We start from the raw sequence: 12255 nt of genomic DNA, 5'->3' as shown, positions 1-12255 counted from the left end.
AGTTATACTACCTCTGCTGTTACGTCTGTTGCCCGTTGTTGACGACACGTACATCTGGTACCCATTATGTGGCCACTCGTCCGGCAGGCGCGCTATCTCGGTCGCTATCGTGAAATTGCTCAGGTGCTGGTCCACCACGGTTTTGGCTATCTGGTGGATCAGCTTGGGCTGAGTGCACTTTTGTCATTGCCGCGACGGGTTATTTTACGAGCACCGGCGCCGCCGCCTCTTGGCAATGCCGCACGACTTCGTGAGGCGCTGATTGAGCTTGGGCCGACGTTTGTGAAGTTGGGTCAGGCGTTAAGCACTCGTCCTGATTTATTGCCGACCGATGTGATTAGCGAGCTGAGTAAGCTACAAGATACGGTACCTCCCTTCCCTGGTGAACAGGCAGTGGCCCTGATTGAAGCGACGTTTCAAACCCCAATTGAACAAATATTCACCCACTTTGAGCGACAGCCTTTCGCGGCTGCTTCACTCGGTCAGGTGCACGCTGCCATCTTACCCGATGGTACTCAGGTGGTTGTGAAGGTGCAGCGTCCCGATATTGCCAATCGCATTCAAACCGATCTGGCGATTCTGGCCGACCTGGCCGCGATAGCTCAAGAGCGTCTGCCTTTGGCCGCCCAATACAATGTGTGCGAGATTGTTTGGGAATTCAGTGCAATGCTGCGCGCCGAGCTTGATTATGTACGAGAGGCACGCAACGCCGAGCGCTTTCGGCAAATGTTTTGCGGAAACCCGCACATTTACATTCCACGAGTGTATTGGGAATATACCGATACCCGCATCCTTACGACTGAGCGTATTGTTGGTATCAAATTGAACGATACTGCCGGATTGCGGGCCGCCAGTGTTGATCTGCCACGATTGGCACGGGCTTGCCTCGATATTACCCTGGAAGAGATTTTTGCCCACGGCTTCTTTCACAGTGATCCTCACCCAGGGAACTTCTTTGTGATCAACGGTGATGTACTGGGAGTGGTCGATTTTGGTCAGGTCGGAACGCTCGACCACGCCACGATGCAGGGGTTGCTCTGGATGATGGGAGCACTGGTCAACCACGATAGTCAGGGCTTGCTACGTGCCCTTGAGCGGCTGGAAGTTATTGCACGGCGTTCGGCAACAATGGCATTACGGCGCGATCTGGAACGTTTTGTTGAGGGTTTTGTTGATCGACCGCTGGGGCTGATTTCGGCCCGTGAGACGTTCGAGGGTCTAACCGCGCTCCTACGTCGCCATCGATTGGTCATTCCTGGGCCACTGGCAACCTTGCTGAAAACTATTGTGATGATGGAAGGTTTGGGAATGCAGCTCGATCCAGGATTGAATGTCTTTGCCGCAGCCCGTCCGTACATACAACGGGCATTGCGCGAGCAGGTCAATCCAACTGCGCTTGGTGCACAGGCGCTGGCCAGTGGTCGTGAATTGAGCGAACTGGCCTTTGAAATTCCTATGCAACTGAGCCAGAGTCTGCAACATCTCAACGATGGTGAGTTACGTCTTCAAACCCGTGAACTTGAATTGCGGCGCGTTGCTTCGGCGCTTATCGGTGCGGCCAACCGCCTGGCACTGGCATTAGTTGTGTCGGCATTTATTGTTGGCGTTGCGGCGCTGGTGATTGCGATGCGTGCATTTAACTGGTACGGTCTCTTGCCGTGGACGTTGCTCTTCATCGGCGTTGGCGGGGTGGTTACAGGCGGGATCATGCTGACACTGGCTTTGTTGCGCCGTGAGTAAAAAGATGCCCCTGATTGTTCGTTGACATCCGGCGATACCTCTGGTGTGATCGTGGTTGCTGACCTACAATGTTAGCGGAAGCTGATAGATGCGTTGAGGGAATGCCTGCGTACCTCCTCCTGACCTTCCCTCAACCGGTAGGAGGCTTCCTTCGTTGGCGATCCTCAGTATAAACGGGCCGTGTGCTGCCCCGATCAATGCCTCCCGATGTACGGGCGCAGCGTCGCTGCGCCCCGACGGTTGCCCTTAGTCGGTATGGCTGAGCAAACGATTAACTGTGGCAACAATTAATCGCCGCTCAACAGCTTTTATTCGTTCATGGAGAGATTCAACCGTATCATCAGGTAAGATCGGTACTTCAGCCCTGGCGAGAATGGGACCATCATCAACCCGTGGTGTCACCCGATGAATAGTGCAACCGGTGACAGGCAATCTGAGGCGGAGCGCATCGGCGACGACATGGGCGCCGCGCAACGCTGGAATGACCAACCCACTGCTGGTTGTTACGGTATCACCACCATCATCCGGTAAGAGGGCCGGATGTTGATTGATCACCCGCTCAGGGAAGCGTTCTAGAAATGAGGCCGAGAGAACGCGCATAAAGCCGGCAAGTACAATCAGATGCGGCTCAAAGCATGCCACCACTCCGGCCAGACGCTGTTCCCATTGCTGACGTAATGGTCCCCGTGGCGCTAGTAGTGGAATATGAGCCGCAGCAATGCCGGCCTGAAGCGCACGCTGTAGTCCATACGCCTGAGCACGATCGCTCACAACCAGGACCACCTCTCCGACCAGTTCGCCATGTGCCTGCGCATCGAGCAGCGCTTGCAAATTGCTACCGCTCCCACTCAACAAAACGACGATATTGGGCACGGCTTACTCCTGACCAATATCGCGCCGGAAATGTTTGCCCTCGAAGCGGATTTGATCGGCAGCGGCGTAGGCGCGTTCCCTAGCCTGCTTCAGCGTTGAACCGAGGCCGGTCACTCCTAAAACCCGTCCACCTGCCGTACAAAGGCCGTTGGGGCCAATCGCAGTACCGGCATGAAACACCATAACCTGGTCGTCATCGAGCGCCTCAACACCACGGATCACATCACCCTTGCGTGGGCGACCAGGGTATCCAGCAGCGCACAGAATGACACACACGGCGTATCCTTTACGTCGGCGCAGCAGGTTGGGCTGTAATTGGCCGGTAGCACAGGAATACAGCGCTCCGAGAAAATCGCCATCAAGCAGTGGTAAGACGGCCTGGGCCTCTGGGTCACCGAAGCGAGCATTGAACTCAAGTACTTTGGGGCCTTCGGCGGTCAGGATTATTCCGGCGTAGAGCAAGCCACGAAACGGTGTTCCGCGTGCGGCTAACTCGTGTATGACCGGTTGCATGCAGCGCGTAACAATCTCATCGAGGAGTGCAGGCGTCACTTCATCAACCGGTGCGATCACGCCCATACCGCCAGTGTTAGGGCCACGATCACCCTCCTCGAGGCGTTTGTGGTCACGCGCCGTTGGCAACGGCCAGAGCCGTTCACCATCGCAGAGCGCCTGTACTGAAACCTCGCGCCCGTATAACCGCTCTTCGAGCAAAAGGTGATGACCGGCGGGAATACTGCTCAATTTTGCAATCGCGTCAAGCGTCTCATCAAGGGTCTCGGCGACAATGACTCCTTTCCCTAACGCCAGACCATCTGCTTTCACCACCCAGGCTTTGCCACTGGCGCGGGCAAATTCAGCCGCTTCGGTTGCCGAAGCAAAGACGTGGCTCTGCGCTGTTGGAACGCCAACCGCTGCCATAATCTCCTTGGCAAACGACTTACTGCTCTCGATGCGTGCGGCTGCTGCCGTTGGCCCAAAAGCCGGAATACCGGCAGCCTGAAAGGCATCAACGATACCGTCGGCGAGGGGGTTGTCAGGCCCAACCACCAGTAGATCAATCTTTTCTTGCTGCGCAAGATCGATGAGGGCCGGGTAATCGTTCAGCGGGAAGGGAACATTACGGCCGTAACGTCCGGTACCAGGATTACCTGGAATAGTCAGGAGTTTCGTAAAGCCAGGTGAGCTGGCAATTTTCCAGGCCAGTGCGTGCTCACGCCCACCAGATCCAATCAGTAATACGTTCATAGATTTGTCATTACGATCCATGCTTTCTTGTGTACCAGTGATGACAAGTATAGCATGATCATCGCTATTGGATGACGGGCGAAAGTCAGATTATGATGTGGCGACGCCTCATCGTAATCGGTACCGATTACAAGAGTTGATACGTTACACGCTATCAAACAAGCCAGGTGCTCGTGCCAACACCGGATTATCGGGTTTATTGCTTGCTGGTCTATACCTAGCCCGGCGAACCAATTGAAGATTGAGTCCACTGCAAAAACTCACCACGGAGCACACAGAGCACGCAGAGCGTCTAAGATTTATGAATGATAAGGATAATTGTTGACCATTGGGCGCATGTAAGAAAAAATTTCCACAACCCTCTGTTCAATGAAAGATAAAATTGTCTTTAGTCTCTGTGATCTCCGTGGTCTCTGTGGTGAGAAGATCACCTTTTTGCAGTGAAGTCAAGATTGTATAAACGTATGCAAATCACCATCCTCACCCTCACCCCAGCAGAAGTTGACCAACTTCCCGATCTTCGGGCCAAGGGAACCTACTTGTTGCATTTCTGGCTAGAACATCCTCTCGAAACGATCGCCATCGGTCGTTTAGGAACCTTCGCGTTGATACCCGGCCATTACTACTATGTTGGGAGTGCCTTTGGCGCAGGTGGCCTGGCAGCCCGACTTCGGCGGCATATGACCATCCACAAACGTCACCACTGGCATATCGACTATCTACGCCCGTACCTTGCATTACAGACGATATGGGTATCACCGATGGATAAACGTCTGGAATGCGTCTGGTGTAAATCACTGGCAACATTACCAGAACTATCACGCCCAATTGCGCATTTTGGGGCTTCTGATACAGGTTGTGGTGGTCACCTGTTCTACGCAGTAGATGCAGTCCCTGAAGCCCGTATGCGTCATGTGTTACTGACAACGAACATAACATAATGTTCATCTTGAATTGAAGGAATAACAAACAGGCGCAGTATATCATCTGTACCGCGCCTGTTCATATTCCATAGCCGGGGCAATGCAACTCGTGTAACCTATTTCCGTACCGGCAATCCACGCTCAACGATCAGATCCATTGCCCGATCAATCGGAATGTGTACCTTACCCTCCATCGTGTAGCCATAGCTGTTGAGTAATGTGCGTGCCTCGTTAACGTAGGACTGATACGTGTTACCGGTTACCGGTGCTGGTTGCGGAGTAAAGGGCAACCGTCCGGCCAACAACACGACCAGACTCAGAACGATAAATACCATCAAGCCAGCGATCATCAGCCGACTCAGGGAAGGTTCAACTGCTGTACGGCTGGCCCGCGCCGGTTGTGAAGGTCGAGCAACAGTATAGCGTGGCGCAGAATAGTTCGGACGATAGCTCATTGGTCTCTCTCCTCTACGTGTTAGTGATGACCACTATTCTGCAACTGCTCCATATTCGGATCACGGAGTGGCAGAAGCGGCGCTTGCTGGACATTGGCAGCAAACAGAGCCACTACCAGACCGATCAGGCCAATCGGTGCAGCAATATCAGTAATGGTAATATCCCACAGATGCTCGCGAAATTCGGGCAAAATGATCCAGGCCATATCGACAAAGCGCATGAGCACAATCCAGCCAGCAATTGTGGCAAGGGTTATCAGATTGCGCTTCGTACCACGGAAGAGTAATACAAAGAAGGGCAATGCAAAAGCGAAGAGCATCAAAGCCAATGCCACAAATTCCCAACCGTGCTGAGTGCGATGTACATACCAGGGTGTAAACTCCGCGACATCACCTGACCAGATAATGATCAACTGACCATACGACATGTACGTCCACAACACGGTAAAGGCAAATATCAACTTACCAATATCGTGGATCGGCTTCACCGAGACATACTCTCGGAAAAGAGTCGCATCGCGTACACGGCTCATCATCAATGCCAGGAAAGCTAGGGTCATAAGACCGGCATTTGCCATGTAATGCGCACCATAAATTGTTGAGAACCAGTGTGGGTCGAGCGACATCGCTACATCAAACGAGAAGAACGTAACGGTGATAACAAAGAGGGCTGCCCCAATACCGCTTAGACGGCGCATCCGGGTTGCCAACTTTTTCGCGTCACCGCCAACATCCTGCTGGCGAGACCATGCGCGCAGCGTGTACGCCAGGATTGTCCAGATCACGAAGAAAATTGCAATCCGGGCTGTCACCCACAATGGGCTTAGCCACGGCACCTTGTGGGCAATAATCGGATCAAACTCAGCGCCACCAGGTGTCACTACTTCTGGATTTGCCCACTCATACAATGGATGTTCTAGCCCCAGTGCCTTATAAGTGTCAAAGTAACCCAGGGCAATAGGAATGAACAGCAATCCCATGATCGGCAACGTAGCCGCGCCAGCTTCGAGCATGCGGCGCACCGTCACCCCCCAGGCGCCTCCGGTTAGATGCTGTACCATCAGGAAACCGAGACAACCGAGGGGAATGGTCATTGCTACGTAGTAGCCATAAATATACGACTCGAAGAACGATGTTGGATTAAGAAAATAACCAGCAACCAGTACGCCGATACCCAGTACAGCAGCGGTCAAACCCAGCATTTGTACCTGTCCAAGTTGTGGGATTCGGGTCTGTGAGATCGTTGTTGTCGCCATGGATTCAAACCTTCCCGCCTAGTTACCAAGCCGTGCTCGTTCCTCAGGAGGCACATCATCAATAGTAGCATTTTGGCTCAACTGTAGTGCCCGAATGTAAGCAGCAATAGCCCAGCGATCCTCCGGCGTAATGCGTGACGCATAGCCATACATCGACTGATAGCCACCATTCTGAGGATCACCGCGGTAAACGCCATTCGTAATGACAACGAAGAAGTGGCTCAGCGGCGCTTCTCGCAGACGTTGTTGATGGAAATTCGCCGGTACAATACCACCCCGTTCGGCAACCATACTTGCCCCATAGCCAGCCTCGCCATGACAGACAGCGCAATAAATGTTGTACTTCAGTTGGCCGCGTAAGAGCAAGTCTTTGGTTACCGGGAAGGGCATTGCATCCACTTCCTGACCATCGATAAGACCAGTATACAGAAACTCATCGGTCTTAATAACTTCATATGGAATCGTCCCCGCTACATTGGGACGCGATGAACGTCCGTCAGCGAAGAAGCTGCTCGGCTCATAGGTAGTGTACTTCTGCTGATCGTACATGTCTTGATGGCATGCGGTCAGCAACAGCACCAGGAAGCCGATCCAACCGAAGCGAATGATACGTGATGTCAGGCGAGGCGTTTGCATGGGATTCCCTCAGTATGAAACTTCAGAAACCTGCATCGGATTCAATGAGCGCAGGAACTGCGAAGTACGCGAACGATCAAATAATGGATCTGTTGCTTCAATGCACAAGAAGAACGCATCTTGTGACGCATACTGAAAACGGGGAACGTTGAACACCGGATGGTACGGCGCCGGTAATCCGTTCAACACGACCATTCCAATTGCTGCGGCAAATGATGCCAGCAAGATACCGCTCTCGAACGTGATCGGGATCATCGCTGGCCAGTTGGTAATATCGAGTGGACGACCACCGACATTTAGCGGATAATCGACGATATTACCAATGTATTGTAAGATAAACCCTGCCGCCGCCCCGATCAGTCCAAAGAGAAGGACGAGTCGCGGTACTCCGGTATCGCCGTGGGCAATTTCCTCAATCACCTCTTCAATCGGGAAGGGTGAGAAGGCATCCATCTTTGTATAGCCGGCGGCTTTCGCCTTGCGTGTCGCTTCAATGAGCGCTTCAGGTGTTGGAAACTCGGCCATGATGCCGTATACGTCGTTACGCATTGCCTTCCTCCTCTAGTCTGCTGTGGCTGCACCATGAGCAGGGCTGTGATCGTGCCCGTGATCGTGGGCACCGTGCTCTGCCCGTCGCCTTGCTTTCTCAGTCTCTTGATACAGGAACATCCGCATCTCAAAGATGTTGATCATCGGCAAGACCCGGATGAAGAGGAAGAGCAGCGTAAAGAAGAGACCAAAGGTACCGATATACAGTGACCAGTCCCAGATCGTTGGGATATATAGACCCCACGATGACGGCAAGAAGTCGCGTTCGAGCGAGATAACGATGATCACGTACCGCTCGAGCCACATACCAACACTGACAATTAGGGAGATGATAAGCAATGCTGGGATATTCTGACGCACCTTCTTAAACCAGAGCGGCTGGATTGCAACTGCGTTGCAGAAGAGCAGGCCCCAGTATGCCCACGAGCTCGGCCCGAACAAGCGGTTATAAAGCAGGTATTCCTCATACTCATTACCGCTGTAGAGTGAGGCAAAGACCTCCATAAAGTAGCCGTAGACCACAATCATCCCCGTGGTCAGCATCACCTTCGCCATAACGTCAAGGTGATGCATCGTGATGTAATTCTCGAAGCCGTAGAAGGTACGTACCGGAATCATCAAGAGCAACACCATCGCGAACCCGGCAAACACGGCACCAGCCACGAAGTAAGGTGGAAAGATCGTAACTTGCCAGCCCGGCACTTGCGAAATGGCGAAGTCGAGCGAGATGATAGAGTGTACTGACACTACCAGCGGCGTTGAGAGACCGGCCAGCAAGATTGAGGCCATCTCGTAGCGGTGCCAGTGGCGAGCAGAGCCACGCCAGCCCAGCGCTGCAATACCGTATAGCCGCCTCACCCAGATATTCTTGGCCCGATCACGCAGGGTGGCGAAATCGGGAATCAATCCCACCAACCAGAATATCAGCGATACTGTAGCATAGGTTGTAATTGCAAACACGTCCCACGCGAGAGCGCTGCGGAACTGTGGCCACATCCCGTGGGTGTTCGGATACGGGATCAACCAATAGAAGAGCCATGGCCGACCAAGGTGCAGGATCGGGTAAAGACCGGCGCAAGCCACCGCAAACAGTGTCATTGCTTCGGCGAAGCGGTTGATCGAATTGCGCCAGCCCTGATTAAGGAGCAACAAAATCGCTGAGATAAGAGTACCGGCGTGACCAATACCGATCCACCACACAAAGTTAATGATGTCCATGCCCCAGCCGACCGGGATATTAATACCCCAGATACCAACGCCGCGGATGAACAGCCACGTTACCGACACGAAGAAGATCATCAACATAAAGAATGCCACACTGAAGCCCGCCAACCAGCCTTTAGGCGTCTTCAGCGGCGGCGTGAGGGGAACATCGCCGATCTTAGCAGAGATCGACGAGTAGGTTTCTCCCGGCAACAGATAGGCCTCCCCATCGTCTACTGGCCGGGTGCGGAGTGGTTGTGCCTGTGCCATTGCTAGCCTTCCACCTTTTCTAGTTCCTCTGACGGATTGCGGACACGGGCCAGATATGTTGTGCGCGGAATGGTGTTCAGGAATGCCAGCAAGCTGTAGTTGTGCCCTTCTGCTTTCCACTTCGCGACGCGGCTGTTTTTGTCGTTAATGTCACCAAAGACAATCGCTCCAGTCGGACATGCCTGCTCGCAGGCGGTCTGAATCTCACCATCGTTAATCACGTATGATGATTGACCAGCCTGTACTGCCCGTCGCTTGGCAGCAATCCGTGCGCCGCTAATGCGCTGTACGCAGTAGGTACACTTCTCCATCACACCTCGGACGCGCACCGTCACATCTGGGTTGAACGCGAGCTTGAAGGTCTCGGTTGTCGTATCGCTGTATTGCAGGAAGTTGAACCGCCGTACTTTGTACGGGCAGTTGTTCGAGCAATACTTCGTACCGACACAACGATTATACACCATATTGTTCAGACCTTCGTAGTCGTGAACGGTGGCCGCAACCGGGCAAACGACCTCACATGGCGCTTTTTCGCACTGCATACAATTGACAGGCATCATGTAGATCGAAGGGTTATCAAGATCCTCACCAGCAAAGTATCGATCAATGCGGATCCAGTGCATTTCGCGCCCGCGTGAGACCTGATCTTTGCCTACAACGGCGATATTATTTTCGGCCTGGCAGGCAACGACGCAAGCGTTGCAACCGATGCAGGCATTGAGGTTGATGGTCATACCCCAGGCATTCCGATCAGTGTAGTCATCACCAGGTTGCAAAGAGATATAATTTGGCGACTCACGTCCATATTCCTCTTTATAGACCTCTTTGGCAATATATTTGGGGTCTTCCTTAAACTTCTTGAACTCGCCAACGCGATAGATGTCGCGGCCTTCTAATGTCCAGTGATCCTGAGTACTTACCAGCAGATACATCCGACCGGTGTTAGTTACTCGTGCACCGGAACCAAACCATGGACTATCACTGGTACGAATCGGGTAAACGTTAACGCCGACACGGTTGCCTACCCGTCCAGCATGAGTACGCCCATAACCGAGATTCAGTGTAATGGAATCTTCAGCATGACCGGGCAACAACCAGATAGGAATCTCAATGACCCCACCACGGTATTCAATACGGGCAATTGTACCGTTGACCTTCGAGAGCTGTTCGAGATACCGCTGCCGCTCACGATCGTCTTCTTTACCGCCAACCAGGCGTTTTGCATCGAAAGGCAACCCCAAGAGCTTGATCGCTGTCCGCGGACTCATCAGTGCTGCATTGTCCCAAACCAGCTTCGTCAGGGGACGAGGCAGCTCTTGCAGCCAACCGTTATTTGCATAGAAGCCATCGAAAAGTGAGGGGTCAGGACGGAAGACAATTTCAACCTCTGTATCAGGCTGCGGAATAGGAGCGGCGCGAATAGCCGCTTCATTGAGTTCAGGGGTAATGACCGGTGCAGCAGTATCAGCAATCACACCCTGAGCGAGTGCAATCTTCCAGTTCGTTTCGCCAATGCGCTCAACCCAGAACGTTCGCACCAGATCATAGCTGTCGGCATCCGGTTGACCGAGCATTGCTGCCAGCAGTTCGTTTGCCGTCTTCCCGCCGTAGAGTGGTTCAATCAGCGGCTGGATAATACTGGCCGTACCGTCAAAGGCGCGGGCATCACCCCAGCTCTCAAGCGGGTGAGCCTGTGGAATGTGCCAGGTGGCAAGAGCTGAGGTCTCATCGACAAACTGACTCAGGTGGATCGTCAATGGCACACCCGCCATACGGTTGGCAAAGCGCAGATCGCCAGGCGCATTGTAGACAGGGTTTCCACCGATGATAATTAACGTCTCAACGCGACTAGCGGCCATCTCACTAACCAACGCGACCAGCTCTTCTGTCTGATTGGTCGGACGCGCTTCTACCGGTTCGTGATAGAACACCGTCTTACCGACATTGCCTAGTTCAGCGTTAATCAGATGAGCAAGGGCGTGAACGACGGCAGGCTGCTGTTCGCCAACGAGCACAACCGACTTCCCGCGATGCTCTTCCAGATCGCGGACGATGGCTTTCAAGAACTCTTCTGCCTTCGGACTGAGATTCGTTGGTGCGCCACCTACTCCTAGTTCGTGGGCTAGAGCACCCGTAAAGGCCGCAACAGCATCAGCACGCAAGGGTAAGCGATGATCGGCAGCCGTACCGGTTGTGGATGGGCTGGCTTCAACCACGTACAACCGGTTCATTGTCTCACTACCCTTCCGCACCTTCCGGCCTTCGGCGAAAGCGCGTGCATACGGAATGAACCCCGGTCCGGGCGCCAGAAAATCGGCATCAAGACTGACAATGATCTGTGCTGCGGAAAGATCGTAGCGGGTCGTAATATCGCGACCGAAAGCCAACCGTGCTCCGGCCACAACATTATCGCGATTGATCGGCTCGTACTGATACCAGCGCGCTTGTGGGTACGCTTGTAAAAACTGCGCAATCTGCGCTGCCAGCGACGGCGATGTTACAGTTGTCGTCAATAAGCGCACACCGGCGCCTTGCGTTGCGCGAGCAGCGGTCAGCGCATTTTCCAGGGTAGTGGTAAACTCAGCCCATGTACTCGGCACACCCTGTCGCAACACTGTTGTCGAGCGATCAGGGTCGTACATCGTCAAAATCTCAGCCTGAGCAAAAAGATCGGTGCTTCCTAGGCTGGCCGGATGACGAGGGTTACCTTCGACTTTCGTTGGACGGCCTTCGTTCGACCGCACCAGCACGCCAGTACCGTACCCACCGAGGGTCAGGGTTGAGGCAAAATACTGTGGCACACCAGGGATCCGACCTTCCGGCTGGCGATCAAATGGGGCAATGTACTCGCGTGGCTGATAGGTGCATGCAGTGACGCCAGCCAGAGCCAGTGAGGCTCCCATTAGCTTCAAAAAGGTGCGCCGACTGATCCCATCGCCCAACTCACTCGCACCACTCGGAAACTCACGCTCCACCAGCTCGCGGAAAGCTGGTGAGTCGGCTAATTGATCAAGCGAACGCCAGAATTGAGGTCCACGGGCGTCGCGCAACTGGGCGCGAATCGCTTCGAGATCGAATTGTTGCTGTGTCATGGTTTCTACC

General features: G+C 53.6%; 10 protein-coding genes. 2 read left to right on the top strand and 8 right to left on the bottom strand.

The window, feature by feature from the left end:
* Positions 1 to 66: 66 nt before the first annotated feature.
* A complete protein-coding gene (locus QTO31_RS14720; RefSeq protein WP_301429831.1) occupies positions 67 to 1740 on the top strand; it encodes an ABC1 kinase family protein in 1674 nt (557 codons plus the stop codon).
* Between the two features lie 246 nt (positions 1741 to 1986).
* On the opposite strand, the gene purN is transcribed toward QTO31_RS14720, so the two are convergent.
* Positions 1987 to 2613 (bottom strand): phosphoribosylglycinamide formyltransferase, encoded by a 627-nt coding sequence (gene purN / locus QTO31_RS14715; RefSeq protein ID WP_301429830.1) that lies wholly within the window; start codon positions 2611 to 2613, stop codon positions 1987 to 1989.
* Positions 2614 to 2616: 3 nt separating this feature from the next.
* Positions 2617 to 3861: a phosphoribosylamine--glycine ligase gene (gene purD / locus QTO31_RS14710; protein WP_301429828.1), complete on the bottom strand. Its 1245-nt coding sequence runs from the start codon at positions 3859 to 3861 to the stop codon at positions 2617 to 2619.
* A 464-nt stretch (positions 3862 to 4325) separates the two neighbouring features.
* On the opposite strand from purD, the gene QTO31_RS14705 reads away from it, so the two are divergent.
* Complete coding sequence (locus QTO31_RS14705) at positions 4326 to 4802, top strand: GIY-YIG nuclease family protein (RefSeq protein ID WP_301429827.1); 477 nt, start codon at positions 4326 to 4328, stop codon at positions 4800 to 4802.
* 98 nt (positions 4803 to 4900) lie between these two features.
* Here the strand turns inward: QTO31_RS14705 and QTO31_RS14700 are convergent, their stop codons facing one another.
* Genes QTO31_RS14700 through QTO31_RS14675 form a run of 6 tightly spaced genes read right to left on the bottom strand, consistent with a single transcriptional unit; the run spans position 4901 to position 12245 of the window.
* Positions 4901 to 5239 (bottom strand): hypothetical protein, encoded by a 339-nt coding sequence (locus tag QTO31_RS14700; RefSeq protein ID WP_301429825.1) that lies wholly within the window; start codon positions 5237 to 5239, stop codon positions 4901 to 4903.
* A 20-nt stretch (positions 5240 to 5259) separates the two neighbouring features.
* Positions 5260 to 6495 carry a hypothetical protein gene (locus QTO31_RS14695; RefSeq protein ID WP_301429824.1) on the bottom strand — a complete coding sequence of 412 codons (1236 nt, stop codon included), beginning with the start codon at positions 6493 to 6495 and terminating at the stop codon, positions 5260 to 5262.
* 18 nt (positions 6496 to 6513) lie between these two features.
* Positions 6514 to 7131: a c-type cytochrome gene (locus QTO31_RS14690; RefSeq protein ID WP_301429823.1), complete on the bottom strand. Its 618-nt coding sequence runs from the start codon at positions 7129 to 7131 to the stop codon at positions 6514 to 6516.
* 9 nt (positions 7132 to 7140) lie between these two features.
* Complete coding sequence (locus QTO31_RS14685) at positions 7141 to 7680, bottom strand: DUF3341 domain-containing protein (RefSeq protein WP_301429822.1); 540 nt, start codon at positions 7678 to 7680, stop codon at positions 7141 to 7143.
* A 12-nt stretch (positions 7681 to 7692) separates the two neighbouring features.
* A complete protein-coding gene (gene nrfD, locus QTO31_RS14680) occupies positions 7693 to 9153 on the bottom strand; it encodes an NrfD/PsrC family molybdoenzyme membrane anchor subunit (RefSeq protein ID WP_301429820.1) in 1461 nt (486 codons plus the stop codon).
* Positions 9154 to 9155: 2 nt separating this feature from the next.
* Positions 9156 to 12245: a TAT-variant-translocated molybdopterin oxidoreductase gene (locus QTO31_RS14675; RefSeq protein ID WP_301429818.1), complete on the bottom strand. Its 3090-nt coding sequence runs from the start codon at positions 12243 to 12245 to the stop codon at positions 9156 to 9158.
* Positions 12246 to 12255 lie beyond the last annotated feature (10 nt).

Source organism: Chloroflexus sp. MS-CIW-1 (genome assembly GCF_030444705.1).
Lineage (GTDB): Bacteria > Chloroflexota > Chloroflexia > Chloroflexales > Chloroflexaceae > Chloroflexus.
This window is presented reverse-complemented; position numbering and strand designations above follow the sequence as displayed.

What these genes read in the sequence shown, in the direction of transcription:
- nrfD (WP_301429820.1), bottom strand. Translation starts at nt 9,153, where the DNA reads ATGGCACAGGCACAACCACTCCGCACCCGGCCAGTAGACGATGGGGAG.
- QTO31_RS14695 (WP_301429824.1), bottom strand. Translation starts at nt 6,495, where the DNA reads ATGGCGACAACAACGATCTCACAGACCCGAATCCCACAACTTGGACAG.
- QTO31_RS14720 (WP_301429831.1), top strand. Translation starts at nt 67, where the DNA reads ATGTGGCCACTCGTCCGGCAGGCGCGCTATCTCGGTCGCTATCGTGAA.
- QTO31_RS14705 (WP_301429827.1), top strand. Translation starts at nt 4,326, where the DNA reads ATGCAAATCACCATCCTCACCCTCACCCCAGCAGAAGTTGACCAACTT.
- QTO31_RS14675 (WP_301429818.1), bottom strand. Translation starts at nt 12,245, where the DNA reads ATGACACAGCAACAATTCGATCTCGAAGCGATTCGCGCCCAGTTGCGC.
- QTO31_RS14700 (WP_301429825.1), bottom strand. Translation starts at nt 5,239, where the DNA reads ATGAGCTATCGTCCGAACTATTCTGCGCCACGCTATACTGTTGCTCGA.
- purD (WP_301429828.1), bottom strand. Translation starts at nt 3,861, where the DNA reads ATGAACGTATTACTGATTGGATCTGGTGGGCGTGAGCACGCACTGGCC.
- QTO31_RS14685 (WP_301429822.1), bottom strand. Translation starts at nt 7,680, where the DNA reads ATGCGTAACGACGTATACGGCATCATGGCCGAGTTTCCAACACCTGAA.
- QTO31_RS14690 (WP_301429823.1), bottom strand. Translation starts at nt 7,131, where the DNA reads ATGCAAACGCCTCGCCTGACATCACGTATCATTCGCTTCGGTTGGATC.